Consider the following 17,211-nt stretch of genomic DNA (forward strand, 5'->3'; position numbering starts at 1 on the left):
CGCAACGCCGTCACCGCGCGACCGCCTCCCGGGCGAGGAGACGCTGCTTGACCTCGATGCCCCACGCGAAGCCGCCGAGCGAGCCGTCGCTGCGCAGCACCCGGTGGCAGGGAACGAAGAGGGCGGGGGCGTTGCGGGCGCAGATGGATGCTGCGGCCCGCACCGCGCTGGGCTGACCGAGCGCCGCCGCGAATCCCGTGTAGGTGAGCGGGGCACCCGGCGTGATGCGCCGCAGCGCCTCCCAGCCTGTGCGCTGCAGCGCGGTGCCCGACTGGGCGACCTCGACCGCGTCGATCGCGCCCAGCTCGCCGTCGTAGTAGGCGCGTGCGGCGTCGGTAGCATCCGTTCGTCCCGCCGTGACGCTCGCGGGACGGCGCAACGGATGCAGGCGCTGCAGGATCGCGTCGGGGTCTGACGTCCATCCGGACGCGAGGACGCGGCCGGCCTCGTCGGCGAGGATCGTGAAGGCGCCGTCGGGGGTGTCGATCGTCTCGAGGATCGCGGTGGTCATGAGGTCTCCTCAGGGGTGCGGTCGGTCTTCGGCGCAGGGGACTCGGGTGTCGGGGCGCGCCAGGCCTGGGTCACGGGCGCGGCGAACCACAGGTGCGACATCAGGTAGCTGCGCCACGGGGCCGTTCGCGGCGCCCAGGCGGTGAGGCCGGCAGCGTCCGCCGGGATACCCGCGGCCGCGGCCCCCGCGCGGGCGGCGATGTCGCCCGGCAGCAGCACGTCGGGATCTCCCAGCACGCGCATGCGCACGTAGTCCGCCGTCCACGGTCCGACTCCGCGGAGGGCGAGCAGTGCGGCGCGCTGCTCGACGCCGTCGTCGCCCGCGCTGAGGGCGAGGGAGCCGTCGGCCAGGGCGGTCGCGGCCTCGACGATCGCCCGCACCCGCGCCGCCGGCCCGCGAAGCACGTCGTACCCGTGCTCGGCGATCGCCGACATCTCGGGGAACAACACGGTGGTGCCCGCGTCGCCCTCGACGCGCTCCCCCAGCGCGTCGGCGAGACGGGTCATGACCGTGCGTGCTGCGGCGACGCTGATCTGCTGGCCGATCATCGCGCGGATCAGCATCTCGTGGGCGTCGACGCAGCCCGGCACGCGCACGCCGGGGACGCGGGCGACGAGGGGCGCCAGTTCCGGATGCTGCGAGAGCGCGGCGTCGATCGCCACGGGGTCGGCGTCGAGGTCGAACAGGCGGCGCGCGCGGGTGATCAGGGTGGCGAGGTCGGACAGCTGGGTGAGGCGGGCGCGCATGCGGACGCGTCCTTCGACGTCGGTGCTGAGCTCGAACCACGCTGGGCCCCCGGCGAGGCGGAGCGTGCGAGCGAAGGACGAGACGGAAGCATCCTCGACCCCGCCGACCGCGTGCGCGGCCATCCAGCCGAAGAGACCCGCGGTGTCGAGGGGTCCGCGGTGGGGAAGCACGAGGTCGATCCGCCCGGGGGCCGCCTCGTGGGCGCGGCGGCGAGCGCGCAACTGCAACGGGGGCATGCCGAAGACCTCGCCCACGGTGTCGTTGAACTGCCGCACGCTGGAGAATCCCGCCGAGAAGGCGACGTCCGCGGCGGAGAGGTCGGTGCCGACCAGCAGCATCCGCGCCGTGTGCGCGCGGTGCGCGCGGCTCAGCGCGAGCGGGCCCGCCCCGAGCTCGGCGCTGAGGAGGCGCGTGAGGTGGCGCGAGGAGTAGCCGAGCCGGCGGGCGAGGCCTGGAACGCCTTCACGATCGACCACGCCGTCGGCGATGAGGCGCATGGCGCGGGCGGTGACGTCGCCGCGGAGGTTCCACTCGGGCGACCCGGGCGCGGCTTCGGGAAGGCAGCGCTTGCAGGCCCGGTAGCCCGCCTCGTGCGCGGCCGCCGAGGTGGCGTAGAAGGTGACGTTCGCCTCCTTCGGTGTGCGCGCCGGGCAGCTCGGTCGGCAATAGATGCGCGTGGAGCTCACGGCCGTGACGAACTGCCCGTCGAAGCGCCGGTCACGCGACTGGATCGCCCGGTACCGCTCGCCGAAACTCATCGACGGCGGGGCGGGCAGGGAGGGGCTCATACCCCCACCCTGCCACCCCCCGCCGACACCGGCTGGCGGAAATCGGACACCGCCGTCCGGCGCCCTCGCTCTTCCGCTCCCCTGTCACGAAACGCGGGTCGCACCCGCAGATCGTGACAGGGGAACCGGATGCCCAGGCCGGTGCCGGTCAGCGTTCGACGATCGCGAAGCCACCCGCCGGCAGGATGACGGTCGTCGCGCGATCGATGCGGCGCTCGCGCACGAGCGTGCCCGACTCGTCGTAGACCCGCACCACGCTTGCGCCGGTCGCTTCGACGCGCACGGGCTGCGGGAGCTTCGCCGCCGAGTGCACGAGCTCCGTACGCGCTCCCCCTCCTTCGAGGGCGAGACGCGATACCACCGGTCGCACCAGCAGCGTGTCGAGGGTCAGCGACCCCGCCTGCACGTCGACGCGCACCTCGTTCCGGTGCGCGAGGGCCGGCAGTGACAGGCCGTGCGGCAACAGGGCGCCGGGCGTGGGCGAGATGCCCTGGGCCGGTCCCCGATCGCGCAGCAGACCGAGCGGCAGCCCCGCTCGCCAGAACGAGGTGCTCGAGGCATCCACGTCGGCGAAGAGCACCGGTTCGACCCAACGCCGCGTCTCGTCACGGCCGATGTCGAACACGGCGTGCTGGCCGCGGGTCAGCGTGAGCGCGGATCCCGACCAGCTCGACTCCCCCGTCCACGACTCGGGGGTCGTGATCGCCCCGTCGGTCTCGACGGCGGATTCGGCCTCCACGACCTCGAGCCCGTCGCGGGCCGCGACCGTGGTGACGGAGGCGGCGCGGGCGCCGACCTCCGGCCGCGCGTCGAGAGCGATCATCGTCAGCAGGCCGTGGATGGTCGACTCGGCTCCGCTGTTGCGGTTCACGGTGCCGTCCGGCTGCAAGCCGTCATAGGTCACCCCGGTCGCCGGATCGTACATCGAAGCGCCGGCGTGGTTCGCTCCGAAGAACCACGCCCCCTGCATCGCGGCCAGCGATTCGAATCCGGCCGAGCCTGTCGCATCCGACACCGAGAGAAGGGACTGCACGCGCGAATCCGCCCCGTAGGCGATCTGCACCCGGTCGGTCGGGCTGGGGAACCAGCCGTTGTCCGGCCCGCCCGCGGTGAGCAGGGTGGGGGTGAACACGGCCGCGTCCGCGATGGCGGGTGCGGCGATCGCCGGGTCGTTCAGGGCGATGGATGCTTCCGCGAGAGCCGCCGGCATCTGGGACCCCCAGGCGTGCCACATCGCCGGGGACTCCGCCCACGGGAGGATCGCGCGGTACGGCCAGGTCTGGTTCGTCCCGGCCGACATCGGGGCGATCCCCTCGGCGAGTTGGCGCAGGGCCGTGGCCGAGCGGGTGTCGTCGGGGCGGGCGGCGACGCGAGCGGCGAGTCCGAGTGCGGCTTCGGCAGAAGCATCCGCCCCGTTCACGATGAGCCAGGCCGGCACGCGCACACCGTCGGACTCCGTCCACTCGCCGTAGCGCGAGAGCACGTCGCGCTCGACGGCTCCGAGCGACAGCGCCAAGCGCTGCTCGAGGAAGGCGGCGAAGTCGGGATCGGTCTCGGCGAACGCCGCGTAGCCCTCGCCCAGCGCCCAGATCGTGCGCGCCGTCCAGTAACTCGGACCGGAATCGGACGGATCGGGCAGCTCCACCGGCTCGGCCGAAGGGTTCAGCTCGCCGTCCGGCTGCATCCACAGCACGACGTTGCCCGCCGACGGACCCTCGGTGGTCTGCAGGTACGCGACCGAGCGCAAGAGCTCGTACGCCGACTGGCGGCTCGCCTCATCGCCGGTCTGCGTCCAATGCCGGAGGTAGACGACGGCGGCGCGGGCGATGTCGTCCGCGTTGTACGCGCCCTGCCCCCAGTCGCCGGTCGCGGGATCGAGCGGCCCGCCGCCGACCCGCTCGAAGGCTCCACCGTCGCGGGCGTCGGCGTACGTCCACGGCATGACGAGGGCCGGCTCCTCGGCCAGCCGGTACGTGGTGTGGCCGGGCACGTCCGACGGCGGCGTCGCCTCGTCGAGCAGGAAGTCGAGGTGGCTGAGGTTGGTCAGCGGCGCGGCCGGAGCCGCGAGGGCCGCCGCGGGAGCCGCGGGAGCTGTGGATGCTGCGGCCGGAGCCGCGAGTGCAACGGAGAGGGCGAACGCGACCGCGGCCACGAGGGCCGTTCTGCGCGCACGTCGTCGTGCGGGCGAAGACATGGGTGATTCCTTCCAGGGGGGTAGGGATGAGCGACAGCGGTACCACCGGCCGCTGAGCGAGGAGCGAAGGCCCGGCGGTCCCACCGGCCGCTGAGCGAGGAGCGAAGCGACGAGACGAAGCGCGCAGGCCCGGGCGCTCAGCGACCGGAGGGTGGGGTTCAGTCAGTGCGTTCCAGGAGGGCGACTCCGATCTTCGAGTCGGCCATGCCGTAGAAGACGTAGTGCTTGCCGTCGATCTCCTCGATCGCCGTGGGGAAGACCACGTTGGGCACGATCCCGCTGCGCTCGTCCTCGGTTTCGGGGGCGAGGAGCGGTTCGGGGGTGCGCGTCAGCACGGTGCTGGGGTCATCAGCATCCAGAATCAGCGCTCCCGCGGCATAGTTCACCTTCTGCTGCTGGGCGAAGGCGCTCTCCAGCACCCCGGTCACCCCGTGGTGCAGCACGAGCCATCCCTCCGGGATGCGCAGCGGCGGCGGTCCGCCACCGATCTTGACCTCCTCGAAGGGGAACTCCGGACCCGCGACGAATCGGTGCTGCTCCCACAGCGTGAGGTCGCCGAGGTCGGCGCGCACGGCGTCGAGCGGGATGTAACTGATCCAGATGGATTGACGCGGGTCGGTGACCCCGGCGGGGAGGCGCACGCCCTGCCCGGGTTTCGTCTCCCCGAGGTCCCACATCGGGCGGTGGAGCACCGCGAGCGCCTCGGTGCCGTCGGGCGCCGTGACCGGCTCGGGGAAGAACACCGTGTCCTTGTTGTGGAACAGGTTCAGATCCATGTCGAGGTCTTCCTGGTAGCGGAAGAGCACGGGCCCGAGCCGACGCCACTCGCGGAGGTCCTTCGACACCGCGACCGCGGTGCGCGGGCCGAGGGGGCCGTATGCCACGTAGGTCATGACATGCAGGCCCAGGGCTTCGATCCACGTCGTGCGGGGGTCCTCGGTGCCGGCGTTGCCGACGCCTTGCTCCCACCCGCGATCGGGCTCGAGCACGATGCCTTCCCGCTCGACGGCGACGGGGACGCCGTCCTCGACCACGACTCGAGCGATCCCGACGCGCGAGACGTTGCCCTCAGAGACGAGGCGCGGCAGGAGGTACAGCTCGCCATCGGGTCCGCGACCGGATGCGGGGTTCAACACCCCCTCCGCTTCGAGTGGGTTGTCGGGGTCGGGCGTCATGACGATCCCGACTCTGGTCAGGCGGTAGGGGACGGGGTTATCCGAGGACATGTCAGCCTTTCACTCCGGATCCGAGGTCATTCGATGTGAAGTAGCGCTGGAAGATGATGAACAGCGTTACCGCGGGGACGGCGAGCACGACGGCACCGGCCGTCATCGCGCCGAACGGGTTGGACGTGGACGCCGCGATGTTGGAGATGAAGTTCGCCAACGACACCGCGAGCGGTTGGAGCGCAGCATCCTTCGTGATGAGGAAGGGCCACAGGAACTCGTTCCACGGTCCGATGAAGGTCAGCAGCGCCGCCGTCAGCAGAGCTGGTCGAACGAGCGGAAGGGCGACGCTCCACAGCACCCGGAACTCCCCCGCCCCGTCGATGCGGGCCGCATCGAACATCTCCTTCGGTACCTGCAGGAAGTACTGCCGGAAGATGACGACGGCAGCCGAGTTGATGAAGAACGGCAGGATCATGCCGACATGGGTATCGGCGAGACCGTAGTCGCGGGCGATGAGCACGTAGAGCGGGATCATCAACAGCTGGAACGGCACCACCTGCACGAGCAACGCGAGGGCGAAGGTGAAACCGCGGCCCCGCCACTGCAGCGCGGCCAGCGAGTACCCGGCGAGCACGCCGAACACGAGGGTGCCGAGGATCACTCCACCGGTGAAGATCCCCGAGTTGATCAGGCCGACTCCGAGGTTGATCCGCTCGTTGATCGCGACGTAGTTCGCGCCGGTGAGGTTTGCCGGGTTCGGGAAGGCACCCGCGATCGAGGGGTCGCTGTTCGTCTGCAGCGAGGCGACGATCATGTAATAGAACGGGAAGAGGAAGGCCAGCGCGCCGAGGGACAGCACGACATACAAGGCGACCTTGCTTCCGAGTACGCGTCTCATGACTCCTCCCGTCCGACGAAGCGCCGCTGGAGCACCGCGATGATCAGCACGAAGATGATGAGGATCACGCCGATCGCGGCGGCCACATCGGGGTTCTGCTGTTCGATGCCCTTCTGGTACATCAACAGCACGGGCGAGGCCGAGGCCCCGTTGGGTCCGCCGCCGCCGGTGAGCAGGTAGGGCTCGGTGAAGAGATTCGCCCCGGTGATGGTGGCCAACAGCAGCACGAGCACCGTTGCCGGCCGAACGCCGGGCACGGTGACCGAGAAGAACTGCCGAACGCGTCCGCCGCCGTCGACCGCCACCGACTCGTACAGCTCTTTCGGCACGTTCTGAAGGGCCGCGAGGAACAACAGGATGTAGAACCCGAGTCCCTTCCACGTGACGAAGATGGCGATCGTCGGCATCGCGAGCGCGGAGTTCACCAGCCACGACGGCACCGGCGCGAGCGGCCCGAGCACGGAGTTGACGAGCCCCTGGTTGGAGAACAGGAAGAGCCACACCGCGACGACCGCTACGGATGCGCTGACGTACGGCACGTAGTACGCCACGCGGAAGAACGTGCGAGCGTGCACGATGCGATCCAGCGCCGTGGCCAGCACGAGCGAAAGCACCAGCGTGAGTGGAACGTTGATCAGCAGGAAGACGCCGACGTTGCCGAACGACTGCCAGACCGCGGGGTCGCTCAGGGCGGTGACGTAGTTGTCGAAGCCCACGAACGGACGATCGACCTGCGCGCCGGGAGCGGCGAAGAAGTAGTCCTGGAACGACATCCAGATCGCGAAGATCACCGGGTAGGCGAAGACGACGGCGATGAAGATGATGTACGGCGCCGAGAAGAGAATGCCGAGCGGATGCTTTCCCAAAAACGGCCGGCGCTTCTTCGGTGCGGCGTCGGTCCCCGGGTTCTCCGGGGGCTGGGGGCCGACCCGGCCGCGCCGCCCGGGGTCTCCCCCGGTGCGGCCGGCCGAGCCGGGAACGGTCGTGGTCATGTCAGTTGCCCGCCACGAGACCGTTGATCTCCTCTGCCGTGCTGGAGAGGAAACCATCGACGTCGCCCTCGCCGAAGATCACGGCGCGGGAGTATCCGTCACGGAAGGTCTGCCACACCTCGACCGAGTTCGGCACGTTGGGCACCTCGACGGTGCGAGCGGCCTGGTCGCCGAACAGCTCGTACGAGGGGTTCGCGGAGAAGTAGTCGGCATAGGTCTCGGTGAGGTCCTGACGCAGCGGCATCTGTCCGGTCGCTTCCAGCCACGCGCCGTCCTGCTCCTCGCTCGTGGCGAACTTCAGCACGTCCCACGCGGTGCCCTTGGCGTCGCACGCGGTGAAGAGGCCGACGTTCTTGGCGTCACTGAAGGTCCAGGTGTCCGCAGCATCCGTCCCGTTCTCGGTCGGAACGGGAACCGCACCCCAGTTCACGTCGGTGCCGTAGACCTGAACGGCCCACGGGCCGACGATGGCCATCGCGGCGTACGCGTCGGCGAACGCGTCACCCTGGTACTGCTCGTTGCCGGCGAGCTGCTCGGAGTAGATCGTGGCCCAGAAGTCGGCGACCGTCTGGCCGTTCTCGTCGTTGAAGGTCGACTGGCCGTCTTCGACGAGCTGCGTGCCGCCGGTCTGTGCCGCATACAGCGGGTAGAAGTCGAACCACGACTGGAAGAACTCGCTCGTGGGCGCCGGGTTGATCGCGAAGGGCGCGACGCCGGATGCTTTGATCGTGCGCGCGGTCTCGAGGAACTCGTCGTACGTCGACAGCTTCGGGTTCTCCGGGTCGAGGCCCGCAGCGGCGAAGAGGTCCTTGTTGTAGAAGATCATGACGGGGTTGGACTTCCACGGCAGCTGATAGAAGCCACCGTCTTCCGAGCGGTACTGCTCGGCGAGCTCGCCGCTGCGCGCGGTGATGTAGTCGTCGCCGTCCGCGAAGTCCGAGAGGTTCACCAGCCCGCCCTGCTTCTCGAAGCCCGGAACGGCCGCCGGTGAGGTGTTGAAGATGAGGCACGGAGCGTTGCCGGCGGTGATCGCCGCGCCGATGACCTCTTCGCTGGACGATCCGGCGGGGATCTCCTGCGCCGTGACCTGCTCGTCGGGGTGGTCGGCGTTCCACGCTTCCACCATTTGCTCGCCCCACGAGATCTCGGCCTCGTTGTTCGAGTACCAGATCGTGATCGGGCCGCGGGTGTCCATCTCTCCGCCGCCACCCCCGCCGCCGCCACTGCAGGCCGCGAGAGCCAGGATGCCGGTCGCTGCAGCAACCGTGCCGAGGATGCGTCGTCGCATGTCATTCTCCTTCGTCAGAGGCGGCCGAGGCCGCCGGGGGTGTGCTCGTCGATGAGCGGATCGTCAAAGTCGGGTCGGGAAGGGTCAGGTCGCGCGAGTGCGCCCCGCCGATCGCCTCGAGAAGCGTGCGGGCCGCGAGCGCGCCCCAGCCGCGGGCGTCGGTGGTGACCGTGGTCAGCGCGGGATGCACGTGGCGGCCGATCTCGGTGTCGTCGAAGCCCGTGATCGACAGGTCGGTCGGCACCCGCAATCCCCGCCGCTGTGCAACGCCGAGACCGGCCACCGCCATTTGATCGTTCGAGTAGACGATCGCGGTCGGACGGGTCGCAGCATCCAACAATCTCTCCGTCGCCTGCGCGCCGTCGGCGGCGCTGAAGTCGGTCGGGATCACTCGGGCACGGATGCCGGCGCGCGCGGCAGCCTCGTCGAAAGCCACGCGGCGGTGAGACCCGTGCAACATTTCGGCCGGGCCGGCGACGTGGGCGATATCGCGGTGCCCCAGGCCGACGAGGTGCTCGACGGCGAGGCGGATGCCGGCGCCGTCGTCGACCGAGACCGAGGAGAACGGACTCGGCACGTCGGGCATCCCGAGCGTGACCGCGGCGAGTTCGAGGCCCGCGACCAGCTCGATCCGAGGGTCGTCGGCGCGGAGATCGGTGAGGATGACGCCGTCGACACGGCGGTCGAGGGCGAGGCCGCGGTAGGTCTCGGCCTCGTGGCGACCCGGGGTTGCGACGGCGAGAACCAGCACCTGCCCCGAGACGGAGAACTCGTCCTCGAGGCCGGCGATGAGCGAGGGGAAGAACGGGTCGGCGGCGATGACATCGGGGCTGCGTCCGATGACCAGGCCGCACGCGAATGCGCGGCCGACGCTGAGCGAGCGGGCACGGACGCTGGGCGTCCAACCGATCTCCGACGCGACGGCGAGGATCCGCTCCCGCGTCTCCGCCGAGACCCCCGGCCTGTCGTTGAGGGCGAAGGAGACGAGACTCTTGCTCACGCCCGCGACGCGCGCCACATCGGCGATCGTCGGCCGGGTCGCGTCATTCATCGTCGTCACTCCTTCGTGCGGCTCACGGGCTACTAAACCGGTTAAGTGACGTGCGCGCCAACCCCTTGACCCGATGGCGGGTCCCGCGTTATACGGCTACGGCAATCACCCGCATCCGCTTCCCGCCTGCTCCCCTCACCTCTCCGCCCCCCTCACCTCTCCGCCCCCCTCACCTCTCAGCTCCCCTCACCTCTCAGCTCCCCTGTCACGAAACGCGGGTCGCACCCGCGGGTTCTGACAGGGGAACCGGCCCTGGCTCCCGCAGCATCCGCTCGCCGGTCACGAAACGCGGGTCGCACCCGCAGGTCCTGACAGGAGAATCGGCCGCGGCAGCGCAACCCCCGACCCCCGCTTCCCTCGACGGCGGTAGCGTGGCGCCATGAGCGCACGCGAGTACGACGTCATCGTCATCGGAGCCGGACCCGTGGGCGAGAACGTCGCCGATCGGGCCGTGCAAGGCGGACTCTCGGCGGTCATCGTCGAGGCCGAGCTGGTCGGCGGCGAGTGTTCGTACTGGGCGTGCATGCCCTCCAAGGCGCTACTGCGCAGCGGCGCTGCTCTGCGCGCGGCGCAGGCGGTCGACGGAGCGAAGCAGGCCGTGACCGGCGCGCTCGACGTCGCCGGCGTGCTGCGACGGCGAGACCGGATGACGCACGAGTGGAACGACTCGGGCCAGGTCGAGTGGCTGCAGGGCGCGAAGATCGACCTCGTCCGTGGGCACGGCGTGCTCACCGGCCACAAGACGGTGCGCGTGACCGCCGACGACGGCACCACGACCGACCTCGTCGCCCGCCACGCCGTCGCCGTCTGCACCGGATCCGCCGCGCTCCTGCCCGACATCCCCGGCCTCGCCGAGATCTTCCCCTGGACCAGCCGCGAGGTGACGAGCGCGGAGCACATCCCAGCATCCCTCGCCATTCTCGGCGGCGGTGTCGTGGGCGCCGAAATGGCCACCGCCTACGCCGGGCTCGGCTGCGCGGTGACGATCATCTCCCGCTCCACCCTGCTGACGGCCGACGAACCGTTCGCCGGCGAGATGGTGGCCGCCTCACTCACGCGGCTGGGGGCCACGGTCAAGACGGGGGTGGATGTCATGTCCGCCCGCCGCGACGACACCGGCCTCGCGCTGCTCGAGCTGTCCGACGGCACCACGGTCGAAGCCGACGAGGTACTCGTCGCGATCGGACGCACCCCCCGCACCACAGACCTCGGCCTCGAGGCGGTCGGCCTGGAGCCGGGCACCTGGCTCGACGTCGACGACACCCTGCTCGTGCGCGGCAGCGACTGGCTGTACGCGGTCGGGGACGTGAACCACCGCGCTCTGCTCACCCACCAGGGCAAATACCAGGCCCGCGCGGCGGGCGACGTCATCGCCGCGCGCGCGAAAGGCACCCCGGTCGACGACGCCCCGTGGGGCGTTCACGTCGCCACCGCCGATCACGAGGCGATCCCCCAGGTCACCTTCACCGACCCCGAGGTGGCCTCGGTCGGGTTCACCGCCGCCGCGGCGGAGAAGGCCGGGCGTCGGATCCGCGTGCTGGACTACGACCTCGCGTGGGTCGCCGGCGCCTCGGAGCAATCGGACTCCTACGAGGGACACGCCCGCGCGATCGTCGATGAGGACCGCGGCACGATCATCGGTGCGACGTTCGTCGGCCCAGAGGTCGCCGAGCTCTTGCACTCCGCGACGATCGCGGTGGTCGGCGAGGTGCCGCTGACGCGCCTGTGGCACGCGGTGCCGTCGTACCCCACCGTGAGTGAGGTCTGGCTGCGGCTGCTCGAGACCTACGGCCGCCCGACCGTCTGAGTTCTCGCGCCCACCCCCCGCGCCCGCTCGGGTGCCACTCCCGCCGGGTGCTGCCGCAGTATCCACTCTCCCGGCGAGGGTCGCCCCCGCTGCCGGACACAACTCTGCCAGCTTGGCCGTTTTTCTGCCCGCATACGCCCGGGGGCTCGTTCCCCTCACCGGATTGGCGGAGTTGTGTCCGCCCTCAGCGGGAACGGTGGAGTGCGAGCACGGCTTTCAGCGCGCAGACGACGGATTCCGGCGAGTACAGAACCTCCTCGGCCATCAACCGCAGTGTGACGAACCCCTGCTGCGCGGCTGCCAGATCCCGCCGGCGGTCGCGGATCTGGTCGGCCGGCTCACCGTGATGGGCCCGACTATCGCACTCCACGATGAGCCATTCGTCGACGACGAAGTCGACTCTGCCCACACCGCGCACGCTCACCTGCACCTCGAACGAGCATCCGAGGCCGCGGAGGATCAGTCTCACCAGCGACTCGGTTCCCGCCTCGCTGCGTCGATCGAGGAGGGCCCGAAGCGGACGGTAGCGCGCCGGGAGGCGGGCGAAGACCTCGTCGAGGTCGACGTCATCGATCAGGCCGAGGTGCCACGCACTGTCGAGGGTGGCGACAGATTCCCGCGGCTGCTGGCACCGGCACGATTGCACCAGAGCCTCCACGAGATCAGCGGCGAGATCATCGGAGGCAGCCGATGTCACTCGCCAATGGCGGATCACCTCGGCGCCTCCGTCCGGAACTCGACTTGCCCCTCGACTCACCTGTAGATGCAGGCACGGCCGGTTCAGGACGAACACCCCCACTGCCCGCAGCAGCGAGACGCAGTCCAGCCGGCCTCCCAGCCGCCCCGCACGCAGGAAATCCTCCGGCACCGCGGTTTGGGCATATCTGCCGCGGCGTAACCGGAGCAGATCCCCTGCCGCGAGCGCGCGTCGGATCGCGCGCCGAGAGAACCCCCGGGCCCGCAGCTCCCCGTAGGTCCAGCTTGTTGGATCCGCCTCGACTGGCACCTCGCCACGGTGCCACGCCACAGGAGTGCCAGTCGCAGTCTTCGACGACTCGCGCGCTCCTGGTCGCGATGCGGGGCCTGGGGAGGAAACGTCGAGCGGACACAACTCCTCCAATACCCGCCCGAAAAGCCCCGAGACGGCCACGAACCCCGAACGAGCCACCCGAATGGAGGAGTTGTGTCCGCCGTGGCAGCGGAACCGACCGGGCTGGCCTGACGGGGTGACGAACCCCGGTAGCCGTCGCGGGGACCGGCGGTCGGCCGCCGCGGGGCGACGGCCACCACTCCCCGGGCGGACACAACTCCTCCAATACCCGCCCGAAAAGGTCCGAGACGGCCACGAACCCCGAACGAGCCACCCGAATGGAGGAGTTGTGTCCTGCGGACCGGACCGGACCCAGGCCGAGCCGGGCCCGGCAGGCCTGCCCGGCCGGGCCCGGCCGGAGCGGGTCAGTGGAAGAAGTGGCGCTCGCCGGTGAAGAACATCGTCACGCCGGCCGCGCGGGCGGCGTCGATGACCTCGTCGTCGCGAACAGATCCGCCCGGCTGGATGATGGCCGAGACGCCCGCGTCCAGCAGCACCTGCGGTCCATCGGCGAAGGGGAAGAAGGCATCGGATGCTGCGACCGAGCCGGCCGCACGATCCCCGGCGCGCTCCACCGCGAGCCGGCAGGAATCGACCCGGTTGACCTGGCCCATGCCGATGCCGACGGTGGCGGAGTTCTTCGCCAGCACGATCGCGTTCGACTTGACCGCCCGGCACGACTTCCACGCGAAGATCAGGTGGGTCATCTCGGCCTCGGAGGGGCGTTCGCCCGACACGAGTTCCCAGTCCTTCGCGACGGATTCGATGTCGGCGGGGAAACGGTCGGCGTCCTGCAGCAGCAGTCCGCCCGAGACGAGGCGCACATCGACGCTCTCCTGCTCCCAGTCCTCGGGCAGGCACAGCAGGCGCAGATTCTTCTTGAGGGCGAACACCTCGAGCGCGGCCGGCTCGAAGTCGGGCGCGATGATCACCTCGGTGAAGATGTCGCGCAGGTTCTCGGCCATCTTGAGCGTCACGGTGCGGTTCGCGGCGATCACGCCGCCGAACGCCGACACCGGGTCGCACTCGTGGGCGCGCAGGTGGGCGCTGGCGATCTCGTCGAGCGCGTTGGGAGCCGCCACGGCGATACCGCACGGGTTCGCGTGCTTGATGATCGCGACCGCGGGCTTCACCATGTCGAACGCCGCCCGCAGCGCCGCGTCCGCGTCGACGTAGTTGTTGTACGACATCTCCTTGCCCTGCAGCTGGCGGGCCTGTGCGATGCCGTGGCCGCCGGCGCGGCTGTAGATCGCGGCGCGCTGGTGGGCGTTCTCGCCGTAGCGCAGGGTCGCGATGCGCTCCGCGGCGATCGTGAGGTGCGCGGGCAGCACATCGGTCAGCACCCCGTCGGCGAACCACGTCGACACGGCGGTGTCGTACGCGGCGGTGTGCGCGAAGGCGCGCGCAGCGAGCTCGCGACGCTGCACCAGGGTGGTTCCGCCCTCGCCGATCGCCTCGATCACGCCCGGGTACGACTCGGGTGACACGACGATGGCCACGTTGGCGTGGTTCTTGGCGGCCGCCCGCACCATGGCGGGGCCGCCGATGTCGATCTGCTCGACGACGTCGTCGCCCTCGGCGCCGGAGGCCACGGTCTCCACGAACGGATAGAGGTTGACCACGACGAGCTCGAACGGCGCGATGCCGAGCTCCGCGAGCTGATCCTCGTGGCTCGCCAGTCGCAGGTCGGCGAGCAGCCCGGCGTGCACGGCCGGGTGCAGGGTCTTCACGCGGCCGTCGAGCGACTCCGGGAAGCCGGTGACGGCCGCCACGTCGGTGACCGGGTGTCCCGCCTCGCGGATCGTCGCGGCGGTCGAACCGGTCGACACGATCTCGACGTCGGCGGCGATCAGGGCCTCGGCGAGGCGCAGCAGATCGGTCTTGTCGCTGACCGAGACGAGGGCGCGGCGAACGGGCACGAGGTCGCGATCGCGGTACAGGGCGGGGTCGTGGCGGGGACCGGCCATGAGGACTCCTAGGGGGTCTCGGTGATGGATGCTGAGGACTCGGACGAGGGGGGAACGGATGCTGCGACGAGGTCGAGCTCTCCGTTCGCGATGCGGCGGACCACATCGACGAGCAGGCGTCGCTCCACCGGTTTGATGCGTTCGTGCAGCCGGTGCAGGTCGTCGCCCGGCAGCACGGGAACGCGCTCCTGCGCGAGGATCGGACCGGTGTCGACTCCGTTGTCCACCACGATGACGCTGGCCCCGGTGGAGGTCACGCCGGCCGCGAGCGCGTCGCGCACGGCATGGGCGCCGGGGAATTCGGGCAGGTACGCCGGGTGCGTGTTGATCAGGCGCGGCGCCCACGCGTCGACCACGGCGGGAGGCACGAGGCGCATGAGGCCGCTCAGCACCACCAGGTCGGGCGACCAGACGGCCAGCTGCGCGGTCAATTCCTCGCCCCAGGCGACGCGGGAGTCGAACTGCTCGTAGGGCACGAGGAACGTCGGAATGCCGTAGGCCTCCGCGTGCGCGAACCCGTCGGCCTCGCGGTCGGCGCCCACGGCGATGACCCGGGCGGGGAAGCGGGGATCGGCCGCGGCTTCCAGAAGCGCTCGCAGGTTCGACCCGGTGCCCGAGATGAGGACCGCGACCGTGAGCACCCGGTCAGTCTACCGACGACCCCGGAGCCCGACCGGTGTCACGGTCCGGGAAGCCGTCGAGGGGCTCGATCGGTTCGGTGAGCGCGTCCTCGTCGTCGCTGCCCCGCAGGCCCTCGAGGGGTTCGGTGGCGTTGTCGTCGACGGACTCGGCCGCCTCAGGATCGGCAGCAGCCGTGACGACCGGAGCGGGGTCGGATGCTTCATCCGATCCGGAATGCACGTACATCGGCGGCGCCGAGATGCTGCGCCAGAGCCCGGGGTGGGCGGGCAGATCGGCCGAACCCTTGCGCTGCGTCGCTTCCCCCGGCGTCGAGGGCGTGGCGCGGGTACGGCGCGGGGACAGCAGCAGGATGGCCGCTCCGACGAGGGTCTCGATCCCGACCGCGAGCGCGAGAGGTCCCGGCTCAGGCCCGACCATGGCGAGGCGCCCCGGTCCGATCGAGCCGGAGGACACGACCGCGAAGACGGCGGCGACACCTCCGGTGAGGACGGCGAGCGACACGGTGAGCACGAGGCGCATCCCGATCCCCCCGTCGGCGTCGTCATGGCGGGGTCGGCCCTGGTCCGCGAGGCGGGAGCGCAGCATCCATCCTGCGAACGCTCCGAGCGCGATCGGTACGAGAGCGAGCAGCAGCAGCCAGGTCGTGGTCGAGTCGGGAACGGCGCCGAGCACGGGGATGCCGGGCACGACACCCACCTCGGTGCCGGCCGGGGACACCGCGGTGCCGGCGCCGAGGGCGAAGCCCGGCCCCGCGACGAACGACGCCCCCCACAGCACGAGGGTCGGGAAGTACGCGAGCTGGGCGAGCGAGAGCACCAGGCCGCCGGTGATGTCGACGTTGGCGGCCTCGAAGAGGGCCACCACGTCGGCACCGCCGGTGAACACCGCCACCGCGGTGACGATCGCGCCCGCGCCGACGAGTCCGGTCGTGGTGACCGCGGTCCCCCGCAGCAGCAGGGCGGGGAAGACCGCCCAGGCGCGCGGCAACCGGGCGACCCGCTCGCGCAGTCGCGAGATCGGGCCGTCGACGTCGACGCGCCACGCCGTGACGACGGCGCCGAGGAGGGCGGGCACGGCGAACACGAGGGTCGGCAGCAGCACCGCCGGCCAGAACTCCGCGCTGACGATCGGGTTGCCGACCGTCAGCGCCACGACGGTGGCCGCCGCGGCGAAGACGAGGGTGCCGGCGGTCGCTCCGATCAGAGGCGCGCCCGCTTCGGCGGCGCGGCGCCCCGACCTGGCGGCGAACCCGGCGGTGAACACTGCCAGCGCCAGCGGGGCGAGGGAGAGCGTGAAGGTGGCGGCGGCCGGATCGATACCCGCGGTCGCGAGGTACACCTCGGGCAGGGTCACGGTCTGGGCGACGAGATGCCCCGCCTGCCAGATCGCCCCGCTCGCCGGCCACAGGGCGCCCCAGTCCGCGCCGCCGTCGAGCCCGAACACCCACAGCAGAGTGAGCGGCGCGAAGACGACGGCGATGCCGCCGGCGGCCGCGATGATGGCGTCGAGGGCGGCAAGCAGGGCGATGAGAAGGCGGTGCATGCGCGAACGACCCTACCCGCGAGACCGCGCCGCGATGGGACGACGCGGCGAGGTCGCGGGGCGCGGTCGACGACCCGGTGTCAGCCCTCGACGGGGTCGAGCACGAACAGTGCGATCTGGCGGTCGGTCTTGGTCTGGTAGACGTCGTAATCGGGCCAGACGGCTGTGGCGCGCTGCCACCATTCGGCGCGCTCCGTGCCCTCGGCCTCGTGCGCGATGTAGTCGCGCGTGACGGCGCCGTCCTGCAGCTCCACCTCGGGGTGGGCGAGCAGGTTCCAGTACCAGGCCGGAGCGGTCGGCGCACCGCCGCGCGACGCGACCACGGCGTAACTGCCATCGTGCTCCACACGCATCAGCGCGGTCTTGCGCAGCGCCCCGGTCTTGGCACCGACCGAGGTGAGCACGATGATCGGCACGCCCCGCAGGTCGTTCGATTCTGAGCCGCCGCTCGCTTCGTAGGTCTCCGCCTGCGTGCGAGCCCACTCGGAGGTGGAGGGCAGATATTCCCCGTTCAACGGCATGCGC

At 70.9% G+C, this 17,211-nt stretch carries 14 protein-coding genes; 1 reads left to right on the forward strand and 13 read right to left on the reverse strand.

Translation table 11 applies throughout. From position 1 onward, the window contains the following. Positions 1 to 10: 10 nt before the first annotated feature. The 8 genes from ACFXP5_RS06010 to ACFXP5_RS06045 all read right to left on the reverse strand — a co-directional run bounded on the left by ACFXP5_RS06010 (position 11) and on the right by ACFXP5_RS06045 (position 9,638). A complete protein-coding gene (locus ACFXP5_RS06010; protein WP_394543907.1) occupies positions 11 to 511 on the reverse strand; it encodes a methylated-DNA--[protein]-cysteine S-methyltransferase in 501 nt (166 codons plus the stop codon). After that, positions 508 to 2,046, reverse strand: a complete 1,539-nt coding sequence (locus ACFXP5_RS06015) for an AlkA N-terminal domain-containing protein (protein WP_394543908.1) — start codon at positions 2,044 to 2,046, stop codon at positions 508 to 510. Before ACFXP5_RS06015 ends, ACFXP5_RS06010 begins: the two co-directional genes overlap by 4 nt. A 148-nt stretch (positions 2,047 to 2,194) precedes the next feature. Further along, on the reverse strand, positions 2,195 to 4,240 hold the full coding sequence (locus ACFXP5_RS06020; RefSeq protein ID WP_394543909.1) for a hypothetical protein: 2,046 nt from the start codon (positions 4,238 to 4,240) through the stop codon (positions 2,195 to 2,197). Positions 4,241 to 4,398: 158 nt separating this feature from the next. Beyond that, the gene (locus ACFXP5_RS06025) at positions 4,399 to 5,466 is read right to left on the reverse strand and encodes a glycoside hydrolase family 130 protein (protein WP_394543910.1); all 1,068 of its coding nucleotides are present in this window, start codon (positions 5,464 to 5,466) and stop codon (positions 4,399 to 4,401) included. Position 5,467: 1 nt separating this feature from the next. Further along, positions 5,468 to 6,307 carry a carbohydrate ABC transporter permease gene (locus ACFXP5_RS06030; RefSeq protein ID WP_394543911.1) on the reverse strand — a complete coding sequence of 280 codons (840 nt, stop codon included), beginning with the start codon at positions 6,305 to 6,307 and terminating at the stop codon, positions 5,468 to 5,470. Further along, positions 6,304 to 7,299 (reverse strand): carbohydrate ABC transporter permease, encoded by a 996-nt coding sequence (locus ACFXP5_RS06035; protein ID WP_394543912.1) that lies wholly within the window; start codon positions 7,297 to 7,299, stop codon positions 6,304 to 6,306. Before ACFXP5_RS06035 ends, ACFXP5_RS06030 begins: the two co-directional genes overlap by 4 nt. 1 nt (position 7,300) lies before the next feature. Then, positions 7,301 to 8,587, reverse strand: coding sequence for an extracellular solute-binding protein (locus tag ACFXP5_RS06040; protein ID WP_394543913.1), 1,287 nt, complete (start codon positions 8,585 to 8,587; stop codon positions 7,301 to 7,303). A gap of 1 nt (position 8,588) precedes the next feature. Further along, a complete protein-coding gene (locus ACFXP5_RS06045) occupies positions 8,589 to 9,638 on the reverse strand; it encodes a LacI family DNA-binding transcriptional regulator (protein ID WP_394543915.1) in 1,050 nt (349 codons plus the stop codon). 379 nt (positions 9,639 to 10,017) lie between these two features. Here ACFXP5_RS06045 and ACFXP5_RS06050 point away from each other — a divergent pair, with 379 nt between their 5' ends. After that, positions 10,018 to 11,445 carry a dihydrolipoyl dehydrogenase family protein gene (locus tag ACFXP5_RS06050; protein WP_394543916.1) on the forward strand — a complete coding sequence of 476 codons (1,428 nt, stop codon included), beginning with the start codon at positions 10,018 to 10,020 and terminating at the stop codon, positions 11,443 to 11,445. Positions 11,446 to 11,629: 184 nt separating this feature from the next. Here the strand turns inward: ACFXP5_RS06050 and ACFXP5_RS06055 are convergent, their stop codons facing one another. The 5 genes from ACFXP5_RS06055 to ACFXP5_RS06075 form a co-directional block, all read right to left on the reverse strand. Next, positions 11,630 to 12,142 (reverse strand): endonuclease domain-containing protein, encoded by a 513-nt coding sequence (locus ACFXP5_RS06055; RefSeq protein ID WP_394543917.1) that lies wholly within the window; start codon positions 12,140 to 12,142, stop codon positions 11,630 to 11,632. 758 nt (positions 12,143 to 12,900) lie between these two features. After that, positions 12,901 to 14,502, reverse strand: coding sequence for a bifunctional phosphoribosylaminoimidazolecarboxamide formyltransferase/IMP cyclohydrolase (gene purH, locus ACFXP5_RS06060; RefSeq protein WP_394543918.1), 1,602 nt, complete (start codon positions 14,500 to 14,502; stop codon positions 12,901 to 12,903). A gap of 8 nt (positions 14,503 to 14,510) precedes the next feature. Continuing rightward, positions 14,511 to 15,143, reverse strand: coding sequence for a phosphoribosylglycinamide formyltransferase (gene purN / locus ACFXP5_RS06065; protein ID WP_394543919.1), 633 nt, complete (start codon positions 15,141 to 15,143; stop codon positions 14,511 to 14,513). A gap of 4 nt (positions 15,144 to 15,147) precedes the next feature. After that, the gene (locus ACFXP5_RS06070; RefSeq protein WP_394543920.1) at positions 15,148 to 16,686 is read right to left on the reverse strand and encodes a cell division protein PerM; all 1,539 of its coding nucleotides are present in this window, start codon (positions 16,684 to 16,686) and stop codon (positions 15,148 to 15,150) included. An 80-nt stretch (positions 16,687 to 16,766) separates the two neighbouring features. Further along, entirely contained in the window at positions 16,767 to 17,207 is a 441-nt protein-coding gene (locus tag ACFXP5_RS06075) for a nitroreductase family deazaflavin-dependent oxidoreductase (protein ID WP_394543921.1), read from the reverse strand. Positions 17,208 to 17,211 lie beyond the last annotated feature (4 nt).

It is taken from the genome of Microbacterium hanjuni, from assembly GCF_043556395.1.
Taxonomy (GTDB): domain Bacteria; phylum Actinomycetota; class Actinomycetes; order Actinomycetales; family Microbacteriaceae; genus Microbacterium.

What these genes read in the sequence shown, in the direction of transcription:
- purH (WP_394543918.1), bottom strand. Translation starts at nt 14,502, where the DNA reads ATGGCCGGTCCCCGCCACGACCCCGCCCTGTACCGCGATCGCGACCTC.
- ACFXP5_RS06010 (WP_394543907.1), bottom strand. Translation starts at nt 511, where the DNA reads ATGACCACCGCGATCCTCGAGACGATCGACACCCCCGACGGCGCCTTC.
- ACFXP5_RS06075 (WP_394543921.1), bottom strand. Translation starts at nt 17,207, where the DNA reads ATGCCGTTGAACGGGGAATATCTGCCCTCCACCTCCGAGTGGGCTCGC.
- ACFXP5_RS06020 (WP_394543909.1), bottom strand. Translation starts at nt 4,240, where the DNA reads ATGTCTTCGCCCGCACGACGACGTGCGCGCAGAACGGCCCTCGTGGCC.
- ACFXP5_RS06015 (WP_394543908.1), bottom strand. Translation starts at nt 2,046, where the DNA reads ATGAGCCCCTCCCTGCCCGCCCCGCCGTCGATGAGTTTCGGCGAGCGG.
- ACFXP5_RS06070 (WP_394543920.1), bottom strand. Translation starts at nt 16,686, where the DNA reads ATGCACCGCCTTCTCATCGCCCTGCTTGCCGCCCTCGACGCCATCATC.
- ACFXP5_RS06025 (WP_394543910.1), bottom strand. Translation starts at nt 5,466, where the DNA reads ATGTCCTCGGATAACCCCGTCCCCTACCGCCTGACCAGAGTCGGGATC.
- ACFXP5_RS06030 (WP_394543911.1), bottom strand. Translation starts at nt 6,307, where the DNA reads ATGAGACGCGTACTCGGAAGCAAGGTCGCCTTGTATGTCGTGCTGTCC.
- ACFXP5_RS06040 (WP_394543913.1), bottom strand. Translation starts at nt 8,587, where the DNA reads ATGCGACGACGCATCCTCGGCACGGTTGCTGCAGCGACCGGCATCCTG.
- ACFXP5_RS06045 (WP_394543915.1), bottom strand. Translation starts at nt 9,638, where the DNA reads ATGAATGACGCGACCCGGCCGACGATCGCCGATGTGGCGCGCGTCGCG.
- ACFXP5_RS06035 (WP_394543912.1), bottom strand. Translation starts at nt 7,299, where the DNA reads ATGACCACGACCGTTCCCGGCTCGGCCGGCCGCACCGGGGGAGACCCC.
- ACFXP5_RS06050 (WP_394543916.1), top strand. Translation starts at nt 10,018, where the DNA reads ATGAGCGCACGCGAGTACGACGTCATCGTCATCGGAGCCGGACCCGTG.